General features: G+C 73.3%; 17 protein-coding genes. 8 read left to right on the plus strand and 9 right to left on the minus strand.

What is annotated here, in order from left to right; all coding sequences use genetic code 11:
- Positions 1-6: 6 nt before the first annotated feature.
- Positions 7-543: a DUF4190 domain-containing protein gene (locus ABT041_RS19720; RefSeq protein WP_351186067.1), complete on the minus strand. Its 537-nt coding sequence runs from the start codon at positions 541-543 to the stop codon at positions 7-9.
- Positions 544-703: 160 nt separating this feature from the next.
- Here ABT041_RS19720 and gadC point away from each other — a divergent pair, with 160 nt between their 5' ends.
- Genes gadC through ABT041_RS19735 form a run of 3 tightly spaced genes read left to right on the plus strand, consistent with a single transcriptional unit; the run spans position 704 to position 3742 of the window.
- Positions 704-2212, plus strand: a complete 1509-nt coding sequence (gadC, locus tag ABT041_RS19725; RefSeq protein WP_351186069.1) for a glutamate/gamma-aminobutyrate antiporter GadC — start codon at positions 704-706, stop codon at positions 2210-2212.
- 13 nt (positions 2213-2225) lie between these two features.
- Complete coding sequence (locus tag ABT041_RS19730; RefSeq protein ID WP_351186071.1) at positions 2226-2951, plus strand: DUF998 domain-containing protein; 726 nt, start codon at positions 2226-2228, stop codon at positions 2949-2951.
- Positions 2948-3742: an alpha/beta fold hydrolase gene (locus ABT041_RS19735; protein WP_351186073.1), complete on the plus strand. Its 795-nt coding sequence runs from the start codon at positions 2948-2950 to the stop codon at positions 3740-3742. The genes ABT041_RS19730 and ABT041_RS19735 overlap by 4 nt, the downstream gene beginning before the upstream one ends.
- Positions 3743-3765: 23 nt before the next feature.
- On the opposite strand, the gene ABT041_RS19740 is transcribed toward ABT041_RS19735, so the two are convergent.
- From ABT041_RS19740 to ABT041_RS19755, 4 genes are all read right to left on the minus strand, one after another.
- Positions 3766-4185: a CBS domain-containing protein gene (locus tag ABT041_RS19740; RefSeq protein ID WP_351186075.1), complete on the minus strand. Its 420-nt coding sequence runs from the start codon at positions 4183-4185 to the stop codon at positions 3766-3768.
- A 123-nt stretch (positions 4186-4308) separates the two neighbouring features.
- The gene (locus ABT041_RS19745) at positions 4309-4932 is read right to left on the minus strand and encodes a DUF305 domain-containing protein (RefSeq protein WP_502976538.1); all 624 of its coding nucleotides are present in this window, start codon (positions 4930-4932) and stop codon (positions 4309-4311) included.
- A 2-nt stretch (positions 4933-4934) separates the two neighbouring features.
- Positions 4935-5618 carry a thioredoxin-like domain-containing protein gene (locus tag ABT041_RS19750; RefSeq protein ID WP_351186079.1) on the minus strand — a complete coding sequence of 228 codons (684 nt, stop codon included), beginning with the start codon at positions 5616-5618 and terminating at the stop codon, positions 4935-4937.
- 90 nt (positions 5619-5708) lie between these two features.
- The gene (locus ABT041_RS19755) at positions 5709-6044 is read right to left on the minus strand and encodes a hypothetical protein (protein ID WP_351186081.1); all 336 of its coding nucleotides are present in this window, start codon (positions 6042-6044) and stop codon (positions 5709-5711) included.
- A gap of 293 nt (positions 6045-6337) precedes the next feature.
- Here ABT041_RS19755 and glnA2 point away from each other — a divergent pair, with 293 nt between their 5' ends.
- From glnA2 to ABT041_RS19770, 3 genes are read left to right on the plus strand one after another with little or no spacing between them, the layout of a single operon-like run.
- The gene (glnA2, locus tag ABT041_RS19760) at positions 6338-7699 is read left to right on the plus strand and encodes a gamma-glutamylpolyamine synthetase GlnA2 (protein WP_041128921.1); all 1362 of its coding nucleotides are present in this window, start codon (positions 6338-6340) and stop codon (positions 7697-7699) included.
- A 38-nt stretch (positions 7700-7737) separates the two neighbouring features.
- On the plus strand, positions 7738-8151 hold the full coding sequence (locus tag ABT041_RS19765) for a hypothetical protein (RefSeq protein WP_351186083.1): 414 nt from the start codon (positions 7738-7740) through the stop codon (positions 8149-8151).
- Between the two features lie 50 nt (positions 8152-8201).
- Complete coding sequence (locus ABT041_RS19770; protein ID WP_351186085.1) at positions 8202-8696, plus strand: GNAT family N-acetyltransferase; 495 nt, start codon at positions 8202-8204, stop codon at positions 8694-8696.
- Positions 8697-9047: 351 nt separating this feature from the next.
- On the opposite strand, the gene ABT041_RS19775 is transcribed toward ABT041_RS19770, so the two are convergent.
- Both ABT041_RS19775 and ABT041_RS19780 read right to left on the minus strand, forming a co-directional pair.
- Positions 9048-9479 (minus strand): VOC family protein, encoded by a 432-nt coding sequence (locus ABT041_RS19775; protein ID WP_351186087.1) that lies wholly within the window; start codon positions 9477-9479, stop codon positions 9048-9050.
- A 48-nt stretch (positions 9480-9527) separates the two neighbouring features.
- Positions 9528-11597: a PIG-L family deacetylase gene (locus ABT041_RS19780; protein ID WP_351186089.1), complete on the minus strand. Its 2070-nt coding sequence runs from the start codon at positions 11595-11597 to the stop codon at positions 9528-9530.
- A gap of 274 nt (positions 11598-11871) precedes the next feature.
- On the opposite strand from ABT041_RS19780, the gene ABT041_RS19785 reads away from it, so the two are divergent.
- The gene (locus ABT041_RS19785; RefSeq protein ID WP_351186091.1) at positions 11872-14859 is read left to right on the plus strand and encodes a bifunctional [glutamine synthetase] adenylyltransferase/[glutamine synthetase]-adenylyl-L-tyrosine phosphorylase; all 2988 of its coding nucleotides are present in this window, start codon (positions 11872-11874) and stop codon (positions 14857-14859) included.
- Here the strand turns inward: ABT041_RS19785 and ABT041_RS19790 are convergent.
- Positions 14856-15296: a MarR family winged helix-turn-helix transcriptional regulator gene (locus ABT041_RS19790; protein ID WP_351186093.1), complete on the minus strand. Its 441-nt coding sequence runs from the start codon at positions 15294-15296 to the stop codon at positions 14856-14858. The genes ABT041_RS19785 and ABT041_RS19790 overlap by 4 nt on opposite strands.
- A gap of 63 nt (positions 15297-15359) precedes the next feature.
- On the opposite strand from ABT041_RS19790, the gene ABT041_RS19795 reads away from it, so the two are divergent.
- A complete protein-coding gene (locus ABT041_RS19795) occupies positions 15360-15773 on the plus strand; it encodes a VOC family protein (protein WP_351186095.1) in 414 nt (137 codons plus the stop codon).
- Here ABT041_RS19795 and ABT041_RS19800 read toward each other — a convergent pair.
- Positions 15764-16378 (minus strand): TetR/AcrR family transcriptional regulator, encoded by a 615-nt coding sequence (locus ABT041_RS19800; protein WP_351186097.1) that lies wholly within the window; start codon positions 16376-16378, stop codon positions 15764-15766. The genes ABT041_RS19795 and ABT041_RS19800 overlap by 10 nt on opposite strands.
- Positions 16379-16424: the final 46 nt, after the last annotated feature.

A 16424-nucleotide genomic window follows, 5' to 3' on the forward strand; every position in this document is an offset into this window, starting at 1 on the left:
CCCGGGTCACTTCACCGGGACGCTCCGGATCGCCGGCCCGTACGCGTGGGTCTCGCCGAACGCCAGGACCGCCGGGCCGGTCCCGGCCGGCTCCACCGGGGTCGCGGGCAGGGCCCCGGCGCCCGGTGTCCCCGGCGCGGCGGAGGCCTGCTCGGACTCGGGGACGGTCTCGTCCGTGTCGTCGCCGGCGTGCGCGACGAAGAGGAGGAGGACCAGCCAGCCCGCCGACACGAAGAGCGTCACGGTACCGAGCGCGATGCCGACGGCCGCCACCCCCCTGCCTGCCCCCGGTTCCGCCTGGGCGAGACCGACGATGCCGATGACGAGCGCCACGACGCCCAGCATCGCGCCGAGCCAGAAGAGGAACGGGACGGTCGCGAGGGCCAGACCGACGATGCCGAGGACGAGCGCGGAAACGGCGAGACCGCCGAGGGCGGCCGGCGCGGCGTACGGAGACGGCCCGGGCACCCCCGGTGTCCCGGGCGCGCCCGGCTGCGGCGGAGTCGAACTGTCCGCGTCGGGCTGGTCCATGGGCGTGGTCATGCGGGTCCTCCGAGTCGATCCGAAACGCCGACGCCAGACCGGACGAACAGGCCCCGGCCGGCGGTTTCATGACCGGCCGGAGGATGCGGCACCCGACCCGGACCCGGCCCCGCCGGAGGCCCGACATGCGGGGCGGCCGCACCCCGCTGATCATGGGCCCATGACGACCACTGACGAACCGGCAGAGTCGGCACGTCCCTCCGCGACCGACACCGCGGGCCCCCAGGGCGACGGCAGCAAGAAGCAGGGGGTCCGGGGGCGTCCCCCGGGAATGAACAGCATCTCCTGGCTGACGCTCGCCTTCATGACGACCGCGTCCGTCGCCAGCCTGCGGCCCTCGCCGTCCATGGCCATCTACGGACTCGCCGCGATCTTCCTCTACCTGCTCCCCGCCCTCGTCTTCCTGCTCCCCACCGCCCTCGTCGGCGCCGAGCTCGCCTCCGGCTGGTCCGGCGGCATCTACCGCTGGGTCAGCGAGGCCCTCGGCAAGCCCCTCGGATTCCTCGCCGTCTGGTGCCAGTTCGCCATGACCATCGCGTACTACCCGAGCCTGCTCGCGTACGTCGCCTCGACCTTCGCGTACGTCATCGACCCCTCCCTCGCGGAGAACGGGCTCTACGTCGCCATCGTCATCATCGTCATCTACTGGTCCGGGGTCTGGATCTCCTCGCGCGGTACGAAGACGATCGCCGGCCTCTCCTCCTTCGGCCTGATCGTCGGCACCCTCATCCCCGGCGTCCTCCTGGTCGCCCTCGGCATCGTCTTCCTCGGCCAGGGCAACCCCTCCGCCCAGCCCATGAGCGCCGACCACTGGCTCCCGCCGTGGACCGGACTCGCGAGCCTGGTCCTCATCGTCAACAACTTCCTGTCCTACGCGGGCATGGAGATGAACGGCGTCCACGTCTCCTCGCTGCGCGAGCCCAAGCGCGAGTACCCGAAGTCGATGTTCCTGGCGACCGGCCTCGTCCTGCTGATCTTCATCCTTCCGGCCCTCGCCATCGCCTGGGTCATGCCGGCGGAGCAGCTCAGCCTCACCGCCGGTCTGATGCAGGCCTTCCAGGCCTTCTTCGACCACTTCTCCATCGGCTGGATGACCAAGGTCGTCGGCATCATGCTGGTCTGCGCCGCCCTCGGCGGCATGCTCACCTGGCTCGCCGGACCCGCCAAGGGCCTCGTCCTGCTCTCCCGGCAGGAGGGCTATCTGCCGCCCTCGCTGCAGAAGTTCAACAAGGACGGCGCCCCGCAGAACATCATGATCGCGCAGGGCGTCGTCACCACCCTGATCGGCGTCCTCTACGCCTTCAGCGACGACGTCTCCAGCGCCTACTGGATGTTCTCCGTCATCACCGTGCAGATCTACCTCATCGCCTACCTGCTGATGTTCGTCGCCGTCGTCAAACTCCGCAGGACCCAGCCCGACGTCGAGCGCGGCTTCCGCGTCCCCGCCGTCGGATGGGTCGCCGGCATCGGCTTCGTCGCCTCCGTCGCCGCCCTCGTCATCGGCTTCGTCCCGCCCGACCAGTTCGGCGACCAGCCGCTCTGGCGCTACCTCCTCATCGTCGGCGGCGGACTGCTGATCCTCGGCCTCGCCATCCCGGCCGCGCTCCTCAGGTACCGCAAGCCCGGCTGGGTCCACCCCGAGCACCGGGAACCATCGGTAGCGCCCTGACGTTCGAGCCGGTATGTCCAGGAGTGTCACGCGTACGGCCGGAGTCCTCCTCGCCCTCGGCGCGCTCGCGTACACCGCCTGGCTCCTCGAAGTCCTCGTCCGGACCGGCCTCGACCCGGTCCGGACGTACGTCTCCGAACTCGCCGCCGCCGACCAGCCCCTCGGCGGTCTCTTCCGCGCCACCGACCTCGCCGCCGGCCTCCTCGTCCTGACCGGCGCCCTCACGGGCCTCGCGTCCGGCCGGCCCCGGCGACCACCGGACGCCGGGGTGCCGACCCGGGCCCGCCGCCCCGGGCGGGCCCGCCGCCCCTGGCTGCTCACCGGCTGGATCGCCCTCGCCGTCTTCGGCGCCGCCACCGCCGCCGACTCGCGGCTGCCGCTCAGCTGCGCCCCGACCGCCGACCCCGAGTGCGCCGCCCGCGAGACCGCCGGACTCGTCCCCGCCACCCATACGGCCCACGCCGTCAGCTCAAGCCTCGCGATGACCGGCGCGCTCGCCGCCCTCGTCGCCCTGACCACCGCCGCCCGGCGGTACGGGCGGTGGCCGCTCCTGGCCCGTACCGGCCCCGTCCTCGTCGCGCTGGAGCTCGCCGCCACCGCCTGGACCCTCGCCGCCGTCGCCGCCTTCGAGGCCGGGAAGGGCGTCTGGTCCCTCGGCGCGGGCCAGCGGCTCCAGGTCCTCCTGGTGGCGGTGTGGCTCGCCGTCCTGGCCGCCTCCCTCCTGCGGGAGGAACGGTGACGACCTCGTTCGTACGGATCGGGGGCGTCGCCCACCACCTGGCCGTCGACGGCTCCGGGCCCGTCTGCGTCCTCAGCGCGGGCCTCGGCCTGAGCTGGTTCGACTGGGACCCGGTCGTCCCGTACCTCGCGCCGCACCGCACGGTCGTCCGCTTCGACCGCCCCGGCCACGGGCTCTCCGCGCCGGCGGCCGCGCCGCCCACGGCGGCGGGCGAGGCCGACCGGATCGCGGCCGTCCTCGACGCCCTCGGCCACGACGGGCCCGCCACCGTCGTCGGGCACTCGATCGCCGGGTTCCACGCGGAGGCCTTCGCCCGGCTCCACCCGGACCGGACCGCCGCCCTCGTCCTCGTCGACTCCTCGGTGGAGGAGCACCCCCGCCCCTCCCGTACGACCGCCGGCGCCCGGGCCCTCGGCGCCGTCCTCGGCGCCGCCGGAGTGCCCGCCGCGCTCGGCCCCGCGCTCCGCAGGCTCACCGTCCGCCCCGACCCGGCGCCCGCCGCCCTGATCCGCCGCGTCTACGGCACCTCACGCGTGCTGCGCGGCACCCTCCTGGAGAACGCCCACTACGGGGCCGTCGCCGCCGAGCTCCTCGCCCTGCGCGAGCGGCACCCGCTGCCGCCGGACCTCCCCGTCACCGTGCTCGCCGCGCCCGACGGCTCCGCCCGCTGGGAACGGCGCCAGCGCGCACTGGCCCGGCGGCTCGGCGCCCGCTACGAGGCGGCCGAACCGTCGGGCCATCTGGTCATGCGCGACCGCCCGGACGCGGTGGCCCGGGCGATCCTGTCGTAGGGGTCAGGAGGGGTCAGGAGAGGTCAGGACGGGGAGTAGACGCTCGCGCAGAACGCCTTGAGCTGCTCGTCCGACAGATGCCTGGCCAGGTCCGCCTCGCTGATCATGCCGACGAGCCGCTTGTCCTCGATGACGGGCAGCCGCCGGATCTGGTGGCCCTGCATCTCCTCAAGGACGGCGCCCACGTCCGCGTCCGACTCGACCCAGCGCGGGGTGCCCTTCGCCATCTCGCCGCAGGTGACCTTCGACGGGTCGTGGCCCATCGCCACACAGCCGACCACGATGTCGCGGTCCGTGAGGATGCCGCAGAGTCGTTCGTCCTCGTCGGCGATGGGCAGCGCGCCCACGTTCAGGTTGCGCATCAGCTGGGCTGCGCGGTCGAGCGTCTCGTGTGCCGGGATCCACTGGGCCCCGGGGTGCATGATGTCCTTCGCCGTGGTCATGGGGTACGTACCTTTCGTCGAACGTGTCGTACGAATCCCCGAGCCCACCCATTGTCGGCGGACGACCCGGCCCCCGCGACCGCAGCGGGTCACGGGGGCCGCAGGCCCTGCGAAGAGGGAGCCTCAGGCCCCGCGCTTCTTCAGCATGTCCGCCATCAGCGCCATCTCGGAGGTCTGCGCGTCGACCATGCCCTGGGCGAGGTTCCGCTCGATCTCCACGCCGCACTTCTGGACGCAGCCCTCGGCCATGTGGACCCCGCCCTTGTGGTGCGCGGTCATGAGCTTCAGGTACAGGACCTCCGCCTCCCGGCCGCTGGCCTTCCTCAGCTCGTCCAGCTGCGCGTCGGTCGCCATGCCCGGCATCAGGGCCCCGTCCAGGTCGCCCGCGTCACCCGAAGCGCCCATGCCCATCCAGGCCATCGGCTCGACGCCGGACACGTTCTTGGGCAGCCCCCACAGGTCGAGCCAGCCGAGCATCATGCCCCGCTGGTTGGCCTGGGTGTTGGCGATGTCGTACGCGAGCCGGCGGACCTCCTCGTCCTGCGTCCGGTCCCGGACGATGAACGACATCTCGACGGCCTGCTGGTGATGGACGGCCATGTCCCGGGCGAAGCCGGCGTCCGCGGAGGAGGAGACCGGGGTGGCCGGGGCCTCGTCGCGGTCGGCGGAGGCGACGGTGACCGCGCCCCCGGCGAACAGCACCGCGAGGGCGACCGCGGTCACCGCCGCCCCCTGCGTACGGTTCAGCTTCACTGACCCATCCCCGTACCGCCCTGGCCGCTGGCGTCGAGGCCGCCCGTGCAGGCCGCGCCCGGCTCCGGGGTCTGCGGACCCTGCACGTACTTCGTGAAGAAGGCGTCGACGCGCGGGTCGTCAGCGCCGTCCACGGTCACCTGCTTGCCCCAGGCGGACAGCATGATCGCCCCGGCCTGGTCGTCCACGGGGCTCATCAGCGAGTACTTGGTCTTGCCGACCTTGTCGGCCAGCTTCTTCACGTCGGCCTGGGAGGCCTGCTTGTTGTACGTCACCCAGACGGCCCCGTGCTCCAGCGAGTGCACGGCGTTCACGTCGGCGATCTTCTTGTCGTAGACCACACCGTCGCAGTTCATCCAGACCGGGCTGTGGTCACCGCCCACCGGCGGCTTCATGTCGTACTTCACGGCCGTGGTGACGTGGTTGCGGCCGAGCTTCTTCGGGTCCCAGGACTTCTCGGCCGCTATGGGGGCCTTGGCGGCCTTCTCCTCCGCCTCCTTCTTGTCGGAGACCTTCATCAGCATGAACGTGCCGAAGCCGACGAGGCTCAGCACGACGACGGAAGAGATGCCGATGGTCAGGAGGCGGTTGCGGCGCTCACGGGCCTGCTCGGCGCGCCGCGCGGCCTCTATTCGGGCGCGGCGGTCGTTGGTGGCGGTGGCGGAGCGGTTGGCGGCCATGGTGATGTCGTCCTTCTTCAGGAGTGGGGTGGAGTTCGGGGGTGGACATGCGGGGGCGGGGCCCGCCTGTGGGCGGGGCGCCCGCCGCCGCTATGTCCGGAGAACTTGAAGGACGTGCAGGTCCGGCGCGCGCGGCCGGGCGTCCGAACGGCGCGCCGTGCCGTCGACGGAGGGCGGCGCGAGACGCGGCGTCCCGCCCTCCGCGTGCAGCGGGGCGTCGAGCGGGGGCGCGCTGAGCACCGCGGGGGAGAGCGAGGGGAAGAGGGAGCAGCCGCCGCGGTCGTACGGGCAGATGTACTCGCCGGTGCCGGCGAGGGCCGTCACCCGGGGCTCCCCCTCGTGGTGGGCGTCCTGTCGCTCCGGGCCCGTCCCCAGACAGAGGAAGAGCGCGGCGAGGAGCGTCGCCACGGCACTCGCCAGTGCCATGGGACGCGCGTGTCGGGACAGGCGTACGAGCCGTGGGGCCCCCATGGGCGCAGATGGTAGTGGGCGAGAGGCGTCCGTGGGCCGAACGGGGTACCACTCGGTACGGGCGGGCGGCCGCCGGACGGACCGGCAACCCTCCCGTTTCGGCCGTTCCCCCGTTACCTGAGTCACACCCGAGCAGGCAGTATGGGTGTGCAACGTGCGCGAAACCATGTGGTGGGATGCTCAGGTGCCCCCCGATGTACCGGAGGCGGTGGGAGCAGGCGGCCTGACCAGCGAGGATGGGTGTGGAAATGGACAAGCAGCAGGAATTCGTGCTCCGTACGCTCGAGGAGCGCGACATCCGCTTCGTGCGCCTGTGGTTCACCGATGTGCTCGGCTTCCTGAAGTCGGTGGCCGTGGCGCCCGCCGAGCTGGAGCAGGCCTTCGACGAGGGCATCGGCTTCGACGGCTCGGCGATCGAGGGCTTCGCCCGTGTCTACGAATCGGACATGATCGCCAAGCCGGACCCGGGCACCTTCCAGATCCTGCCGTGGCGCGCCGAGGCCCCGGGCACGGCCCGGATGTTCTGCGACATCCTCATGCCCGACGGCTCGCCGTCCTTCGCGGACCCGCGCTACGTCCTGAAGCGCGCTCTTGCCAAGACCTCCGACCTCGGCTTCACCTTCTACACCCACCCCGAGATCGAGTTCTTCCTCCTGAAGGACAAGCCGCTCGACGGCACCCGGCCCACCCCGGCCGACAACTCGGGCTACTTCGACCACACCCCGCAGAACGTCGGCATGGACTTCCGCCGCCAGGCCATCACCATGCTCGAGTCGATGGGCATCTCGGTGGAGTTCTCCCACCACGAGGGCGCGCCGGGCCAGCAGGAGATCGACCTGCGCTACGCCGACGCGCTGTCCACGGCGGACAACATCATGACCTTCCGCCTGGTCATGAAGCAGGTGGCGCTCGAACAGGGCGTGCAGGCCACGTTCATGCCGAAGCCGTTCTCGGACTACCCGGGCTCGGGCATGCACACCCACCTGTCGCTCTTCGAGGGCGACCGGAACGCCTTCTACGAGTCGGGCGCCGAGTACCAGCTGTCGAAGGTCGGCCGCTCCTTCATCGCGGGCCTCCTGCGCCACGCGGGCGAGACCTCCGCGGTCACCAACCAGTGGGTCAACTCGTACAAGCGGATCTGGGGCGGCTCCTCGCGCACGGCCGGCTCGGGCGGCGAGGCCCCCTCGTACATCTGCTGGGGCCACAACAACCGCTCCGCCCTCATCCGCGTCCCCATGTACAAGCCGGGCAAGACGGGCTCGTCGCGCGTCGAGGTCCGCTCCATCGACTCGGGCGCCAACCCCTACCTGACCTACGCGGTGCTCCTCGCCGCGGGCCTCAAGGGCATCGAGGAGGGCTACGAACTCCCGGCCGGCGCCGACGACGACGTGTGGGCCCTCTCCGACGCGGAGCGCCGCGCGATGGGCATCGAGCCGCTCCCGCAGAACCTGGGAGAGGCGATCGCCCTGATGGAGAAGAGCGAACTGGTCGCGGAGACGCTGGGCGAGCACGTCTTCGACTTCTTCCTGCGCAACAAGAAGCAGGAGTGGGAGGAGTACCGCTCCGAGGTCACCGCCTTCGAGCTCCGGAAGAACCTGCCGGTGCTGTGACGGGGGACGCTCCCCGGCGGGCCCCGGTCACGGAGCTCATGCCCACCCCCGTCAACAGGGCGGCCAACGCGCTGCCCGGGCTCGTGCCGGGTGTCGGCTCCCTCGTGTACGGGGCGGGGGCCGGGACCGCCGGGGAGTGGGCGGTGGCGCTCGCCGCCGTCCTGGCGTGCGCGACCCTCGCCGTGCGGGGGTACCGCGCGGGGGTCCGGTGCGAGACCGAGCGGCTCGTGGTCCGCGGGTTCCTGTGGACGCGGGTGATACCGCGGACGGCCGTCACCGGCGTCAGCGGCCTCCCGGCCGTCCGGTGGACCACGGCCGGAGGCCGGCGCCGGTGGACGCCGGTCTGGGCATTCGCGGTGGTCTCGGAGGAGACCGGGGGGACGCGGTCGCGAAAGCGGAGCAACACGGCGAGGCTGCGGCGCTGGGCGGCGCGAGGGCAGCGCCCGGCGTAGGGCCGGAAACTCGTTTGCCCGGGTCCGGGCCCGCCGTTCAGACTGCCGCGGTGAAGATCGAATCAGTCGCCACCGCGCGGCTCGTGCTGTATCCGATGGGCGTGGGCGAGGCCGAGCGCATCGTCGCCCGGGAGCCCGGGGACGGGGACCTCTGGGGGGAGGAGTACCCGCTGGACGGGGACGTCCGGGCCTGCACCGGCTTTCTGCGCGGGGTCGCCGAGCGAGGCGACCCGGGGGTGTTCCGGCCGTACGAGATACGGCTCGCGGACAGCGGCGTCGCCGTGGGCGGGATCGGGTTCCACGGGCCGCCGGACGAGATCGGCGTCGCGACCGTCGGCTACGGGCTCGTCCCCGGAGTGCGGGGCAGGGGGTACGCCTCCGAGGCCCTGCGGGCGCTCCTCGAACTGGCCCGGGTGGCCGGCGTCACCGGGGTGAAGGGCGACGCCGACCTGGACAACCCGGCCTCGCACCGGGTGATGGAGGCGGCCGGGATGCGCTGCGTCGCGGAGGACGAGCAGCTCCGACACTTCTACCTCGGGTTCTAGGCCGTCTCTTCCGGATCTTGCCTGACCCGCGACGCCTGGCACCGCACCTCGCAGCGTTGTCGGGCTCGCCCGAGTACGTCCAGTAATCGGGCGACCCTCCGCCTTGCGATGTGTCCCCTCGGCCCTGGCGTGCCCGGGGAGACCCCAGGCACCAGACGCCGCGGGCTCAACCGGCAAGATCCGAAAGAGACGACCTAGGCCGGAAGAGACCGCCTGGGCCGCGCGTCTCCGGCGCCCGCCCGCCCGGGGCGGGCGGGAGTGCCCGGGTGCCTTCCACGCCCCGGCGGTGGACGGCGACACGTGGGGCGTCGCGCATCTGCCGACGGTCGGATGCCGAGGCCGTGGCGGGGCTCAGCGCTCCGACAGCTCCGACGGGGCCTCCTGCACCACCCAGCCGTTGCCGTCCGGATCCTCGAAGGTCATGAACGAGTTCCAGGTGCCGCCCTTGCCGTCCTCCCAGCCCGCCGCGCCGACGTGCATCACCGGCGAGACGTCGACCCCCCGGCCGACGAGCTCCGTCCGTGCCGCCTCGATGTCGGTGACGCAGAGCTGAAGGCCGTGCAGGCTGCCCGGGGGCATCTCCTTCGTGCCCGGCATCTGCGGCATGCCGCTCTGCAGCGCGATCGAGCAGCGCGAGCCCGGCGGCGTCACCTGGATGATCCGGATGCCGGGCGCGACCTCGGTGTCCAGGTCGATGGTGAACCCGCACTTGTCGCCGTAGAACTCCTTCGCCCGGTCCAGATCGCTGACGGGGACCGTGACGACTTCCAGGGTCATGTTCATGGAGACCACGGTCCCGTACGCGACCGGCCCCCGCACCCCGGATCGCCGTCAGCGTCCCGCCGGTGTCCAGTGCAGCCGGCCGTCCAGGCCGATCGCCGCCACCCCGTCCGTGCCGGCGTCCGGCGCGCCGGAGAACAGGAACCTCTCCAGCGTCCAGACCGGCCGCGCCCCGGCCCGGCCGTGCGGCGCCGTCGCCAGGAAGCCGGTGCGGGAGCGGACCGCGAGCAGGCCGTCGCCGCCGCTCACCGGGCCGAAGCCGGCGACGCCGGTGCCGGACAGTTCGGTGACGGGGGAGACCGGGCCGGTACCGGAGAAGTCGGCGCTCCGCAGGTCGCCGGAGGCCGGCTTGCGGAACCAGAGCCGTACACCCGCTCCGTCCGGCGCCGCGCTCGCGCTCAGCGCGAGGGTCGTCGTCGGCAGCCCGGTGGGCGCCGGTCCGGTCAGCGGCCCGCCGGGGCTCCGCTGGGCCCAGGCGAGGACGGTGTCCGGGGTGCTGGCGAAGACGTACCCGCGGCCGCTCGCGTCCGTCGCCGCCACCGGGTCGCCGTACACCTCCGCGCCGCCCAGGGACCGCCACGGACCCCAGCCGCCGTCGGCCCGCTGCTCGCGGGCCGTCAGCCGGTGGCGGCTGTCGCGCAGGATCAGGGTGAACCGGCCGTCGGGGGCCACGGTGACGGCGGGTGCGCTGATGTCGGAGGTCCCGGCGGCGTCGTCGCGCTCGGGCGTGCCGAGCGAGCGCCAGGAGCCGAAACCTCCGCCCGGCGCCGACTGGACGGTGGTCACGACCTCGCGCCCGTAGGCGGACGCCGCGCCGCCGAAGGTCGTACGGGTGCCGAAGACGGCTATCCGGCCGTCGGGCAGGGTCACGGAGGTGACCCCGCTGTCGAGGCCGTCGCCGGGCAGCAGCACCGGGCCCTGCCAGGCCACGGCGTCCGCGGGCTTCCGCCAGGCAGCGAGGCGCCCGTCGAGGACGGAGAAGGCGTGGAGGCCGCCGGCCGGATCGCGCTGGACCCAGGAGGTGGACGTGCCCCGGGCGTAGCGGACGGTCTGGGTCCAGCCGCGCCCGGCGGGCCGCGCGGCCACCTTCAGGTCGCCGCAGCCCGCGTCCGTCCCGCAGTCGTGGACGCCGTCCAGCCAGGCGTAGGTCTTCAGGGTCCTCAGCTTCGCGTCGGCCGCCGCCGGGTCGAGGGTGTGCGGCAGGGCGCTGGTCGGGTAGCCGAGGTAGTTCTGCACGCCGACGTGCGGGTGCCCGGGGAGTTCCGCGTACCGGGCGAGCGCGGCCTGCGCGAACCGCGCCCCGAACAGGTGGTCCTGGTGGTCCCGGTAGGCCCCGCTCTTGGGGTACGTGCCGGGGCTGGGGTCCTGCATCCGGACGAAGGTCGGCCGGAACCGCTCCAGGAGCCCGGTCACCGTGGCGACGACCTGCTCCTTCGTGTACGTGAAGTCGGCGGCGACCGGGGTGCCGGCGGAGCGCTGCGAGCCGAGCGCGGTGATCCGGCCGTCCCAGAGGCCGTGGAGGCTGTCGGGGCGGTCGCCGTTGATGGAGCCCGCCTCGCGCAGCTGGAGCCACACCAGCTTGATCTGTGGCCGGGCGCGCAGGATGTCCAGTTCGGCCCACCCGCCGCCGGCCGTGGGTATCGCCTCCCGGTCCCAGGCGCTGGCGCGGCTGCCCGTCGCCATCTCGGCGTACGCGGCGCGTATGCCGTTCTGCCGGGCCTCGGCGTAGCCCGCCTTGTCGGGCGCGAGGCCCTGGGCGTCGCTCGGGCGCGCGTTGACGCCGTCGGACTCGCCGGCGGTGAGGTAGACGGCGGCCAGGGGGCTGCCGGAGCGCAGGGACTGGGAGACGTCCGGGTTCATGAAGAACAGGTCGTCGTCCGGGTGGGCCACGATCTGCACGACGGAGACGGGGGAGTGCGGCGCCGGGTTCTTCGCGTGCGGCTCGTTGGAGGCCTTCGCGTGCGGCCTGGAGCCGGTCTTCGCCGGTGCCTTCGCCTCGGGTGCCTCGGGCTTCGCCGTCGTCACCGAGAGGAGTCCGGCGAAGGTGCCGCCGACGAGAACGGTCGCGACAGCCGCCGAAACGATTCTGCGGCGGGAGGGGCGGCGAGGGCGGACAGGCATGATCGGCGGTGCGCTTTCACTGACGGGCGGGGCGGGGCGGGGCGGGGCAGGGTAGGGCGAGCGGGCAGACAGGACAGGGCAGGGCGCGGCGGCGCGACACCCTGCGGAGGCGTCGCGTACATCTAGACGGATCTTCCAGATTTACGGTTCATTCGTCCGTAAAGCGATCTTTGTGTGCGATCTCACGTGTGATGCGGCGCGATCGGCAGGCGGGGAAGCCCCCGGCCGCCGCTCCCGATAGGCTCGGTCTCCAGTGCCTGGAGGGAGCGGCGGAATGACGGTGCCGGGACGCAGGAGCAGTACGTTCTCACGTCTGCTGCGGCACGGGTTCACCGACCCCTCGGGTGCCGAACGGCTCCTCGACGTGCCCGAGCTCTCCGCGCTCCAGGGCGACCCCGTCCTCCTCGACGCCCTCGGCGCCACCGCCGACCCCGACCTCGCCCTGCGCGGCCTGGTCCGGCTCGTCGAGGCACAGCCCGAGACCGAGCGGCAGACCCTCACCACCACGCTGCTCTCCGCGAAGCCCTTCCGCGACCGGCTCCTCGGCGTGCTCGGCGCCTCCGAGGCGCTCGCCGACCACCTGGCCCGGCACCCCCGCGACTGGGAGTCCCTCGTCACCTACGAGGCGGCCGACCTGCACCCGGGGGTCGCCGAGTTCGAGCAGGGGCTCGCCGAGGCCACCGACGCGGTGTCGCTGCGGGTCGCCTACCGCCGCTGCCTCCTCGCCATCGCCGCCCGTGACGTGTGCGGCACCACCGACGTCGCCCAGGCCGCCGCCGAGCTCGCCGACCTGGCGACGGCGACCCTGCGCGCCGCCCTCGCCATCGCCCGCACGGCCGCGCCCGCGGACGCCGCCATGTGCCGGCTCGCGGTGATCGCGATGGGCAAGACGGGCGGCCACGAGCTGAACTACGTCTCGGACGTGGACGTGATCTTCGTGGGGGAGCCCGCGGAAGGCGCCGACGAGGCCAAGGCGATCCAGGCCGCGACCCGGCTCGCCTCCCATCTGATGAGGATCTGCTCCGAGACCACCGTCGAGGGCACCATCTGGCCGGTCGACGCCAATCTGCGACCCGAGGGCCGCAACGGCCCCCTCGTCCGCACCCTCTCCTCCCACCTCGCCTACTACCAGCGCTGGGCGAAGACCTGGGAGTTCCAGGCCCTGCTCAAGGCGCGGGCGGTCGCCGGCGACCTGGAGCTCGGCGCCCAGTACATCGACGCCGTCTCCCCGCTCGTCTGGCAGGCCGCCGAGCGCGAGAACTTCGTCGCCGACGTGCAGAAGATGCGCCGCCGCGTCGTCGACAACATCCCGGCCGCCCAGGTCGAGCGCGAGCTCAAGCTCGGCCCCGGCGGCCTCAGGGACGTCGAGTTCGCCGTCCAGCTCCTCCAGCTCGTGCACGGCCGCAGCGACGCCGGCCTGCACAGCGGCACCACCCTCGACGCGCTCGCCGCCCTCGCCGCCGGAGGCTACGTCGGCCGCGCCGACGCCTCCCAGCTCGACGAGGCGTACCGCTTCCTGCGGGCCATGGAGCACCGCATCCAGCTGTACAGGCTGCGCCGCACCCACCTCGTCCCCGAGGACGAGGCCGATCTGCGCCGCCTCGGCCGCTCCCTCGGACTGCGCACCGACCCGGTCGCCGACCTCAACAAGGAGTGGAAGCGGCACGCGGCCGTCGTCCGCCGGCTGCACGAGAAGCTCTTCTACCGGCCGCTGCTCGACGCCGTCGCCCAGCTCGCCCCCGGCGAGATCCGGCTCAGCCCCAAGGCCGCCGGGCAGCGCCTCGAAGCCCTCGGATACGCGGACCCCGCCGCCGCCCTGCGCCACCTGGAGGCCCTGGCCTCCGGGGTCACCCGCAAGGCCGCGATCCAGCGGACCCTGCTCCCCGTGCTGCTCGGCTGGTTCGCCGACTCGGCCGACCCGGACTCCGGACTCCTCGGCTTCCGCAAGGTCTCCGACGCCCTCGGCAAGACCCCCTGGTACCTGCGCCTCCTGCGCGACGAGGGCGCCGCAGCCGAGAACCTCGCGCGGGTCCTCTCCGCCGGCCGCCTCGCCCCCGACCTGCTGCTCCGCGCCCCCGAGGCCGTCGCGATCCTCGGCGACCCGGAGGGTCTGAAGCCGCGCGGCCGGGACCATCTGGAGCAGGAGGTCCTGGCGGCGGTGGGCCGCGCGGACGACGCCGAGCAGGCCGTCGCCGCGGCCCGCGGGGTGCGCCGCCGGGAGCTGTTCCGTACCGCCGCGGCCGACCTCATCGGCTCGTACGGCACCGAGGACAACCCCCGCGAGCAGGACCCGGGCTCCCTCGTCGACCGGGTGGGCGAGGCCGTCACCGACCTCAACGCGGCGACGATCGCCGGCGCCCTGCGGGCCGCCGTGCGCGCCGAGTGGGGCGAGGAGCTGCCGACCCGGTTCGCGGTCATCGGCATGGGCCGCTTCGGCGGCCACGAACTCGGGTACGGCTCCGACGCCGACGTGCTGTTCGTGCACGAGCCGCGCGAGGGCGTCGACGAGCAGGTGGCGGCCAAGGCCGCGAACCGGGTGGTCGCCGAGATGCGACGGCTCCTCCAACTCCCCACCGCCGACCCGCCGTTGCTGATCGACGCGGATCTGCGCCCGGAGGGCAAGAGTGGCCCCCTGGTGCGCACCCTCAAGTCGTACGAGGCCTACTACCGCCGCTGGTCGCTGGTCTGGGAGAGCCAGGCGCTGCTGCGCGCCGAACCCATGGCCGGAGACCGGGACCTGGCCGACCGGTTCGTCGCACTCGTCGACCCGCTGCGGTACCCGGCCGAGGGGCTCGGTGAGGACGCGGTCCGCGAGATCCGCCGCCTCAAGGCCCGGATGGAGTCCGAACGGCTGCCGCGCGGCGCCGACCCGACCCTCCACGCCAAGCTCGGGCGCGGCGGCCTGAGCGACGTCGAGTGGACGGTCCAGCTGCTCCAGATGCGGCACGGCTGGGTCGAGCCGGGCCTGCGCACGACCCGTACCCGCGAGGCCCTGGCCGCCGCCCACGCGGCGGGCCTGATCCCGACGGAGGAGGCGCAGACCCTCGACGAGGCCTGGGTCCTCGCCACCCGGGTGCGCAACGCGGTGATGCTGGTCCGCGGCCGCCCCGGCGACACCTTCCCCTCCGACCCGCGCGAACTCGCTGCGGTGGGGCGGTACTTGGGGTACGAGTCGGGTCACGTCGGCGAGATGGTCGACGACTACCGCCGCATCACCCGCCGGGCCAGGGCCGTCGTGGAGGAGCTTTTCTACGGGGCCTAGAGCCCCTCGTGCACCCGGAGCAACAGGCCCTGGAGCACGGCCCGTTCCTCCGTGCTCAGAGGTGCGAGCAGTGCGTCCTGGACGGCCCGTGCCTCGGCGTCGAGCTCCGCGAGGAGGTCGCGGCCGGCGGGGGCGAGGGTGACGGAGACGCGCCTGCGGTCCTCGGGGTCGCGGGCCCGCTCGACGTATCCGCCGCCGGCCAGCTGCTCGACCACCTTGGCCATGTCGCTGGGGTCGACGCCGAGCCGGACGACGAGGTCGCGCTGGGCGTGCGGACCGAAGTCGGAGAGGGCGGCGAGGACCGCCATGTCCCAGAGGCGCAGGCCGCGTTCGGCCAGCCGGTCCGCCAGTCTGCCCCGGGCCGTCTTGCCGATCCGGGAGAGCAGATAGGTGCTGAGGCCGAGCAAGGCAGGCGGGGTGGATCGCGCGGAGGACATGACCTAATTCTAAGGTCCGCTCCTATAGTGGGTGCGGACCTACTATTTTTCGAGGAGCCCGCCGTGGACGTCCCGTACCCCCGCCTGCTCGTCAGCCGCTTCGCCGACTGCTTCCGGTTCTACGCGGCGGTCCTGCCGCCGCTGACCGGCGCCGGCCTCGACAAGGGCGCTCCGGACGGGCCGTACGCCAACTGGGAGGCCGAGGACGACCGGACCGTCCTGGTGCTGTTCGACCGCGGCGCGATGGCCTCCGTCCTCGGCACCGGGACCCTCCCGGCCGCGCCGGGCCCGGCCCAGGACGCCGCGATGCTCGTGCTGCGGGTGCCCGACGTGGACAAGGCCCTCGCCCTCTGCCTGGAGTCCGGCGGGGTCCTCGTGCTCGGCGCGACCGACCGCCCGGAGTGGGGGCCCGGCCTGCGGACCGCCCATCTCCGCGACCCCGAGGGGTACTTGATCGAGCTCCAGTCCTACAGCTGATCCGATTCCAGCAGCCCCCGGACATGGCTCAGATAGCCGGTGAGGGCCAGCTCGAAGGCCTGGTCGGTGCGGCCCTCCGTGGCCGCGCCGAGGGCGCGGGCCAGCCGGGGGGTGGCCGTCTCGTCGGCCAGCTCCCACATCGCCTCGGGGGCGGCCATGTCGAGGGCCGAGCCGAGCACGATGTTCTCCAGGGCGATGATCACCGGCATGACGTCCGGCAGGGCGAACCCCGCGTCGAGCAGGCGGCCGACGGCCTGCTCGTACTGGCCGAGGACCTTGGGCGCGCGCACCGGTGACGTGGTGAGCAGCGGGATCGCACGCGGGTGCGCGGCGAAGGCCGCCCGGTAGGAGCGGGCCCAGGCGGCCATGGCGGCGTCCCAGGGCTCCTCGTCGAGGGTCGCGCCGTCGATGGCGGCGGCCACCCGCTCGCGCAGCAGCTCGACGATGCCGTCCCTGCCGTCCACGTGGTGGTAGACCGAGGCCGTCTGCACCCCGAGCCGCTTGGCGATCTGCGGGACGCTGAACTCGCCCAGCTCGTCGACGATCTCGAGCGCCGTGGTGGTGATCCGCTCCCGGTCGAGGAGGGGTCTGCGCGGCCGGCCCATGAATCGTCACTCCCTGTTCGGTTGCCCGTCGGGTCTTCCCGAACGG

Source organism: Streptomyces sp. NPDC002825 (assembly GCF_040295385.1).
Classification (GTDB): Bacteria; Actinomycetota; Actinomycetes; order Streptomycetales; family Streptomycetaceae; genus Streptomyces.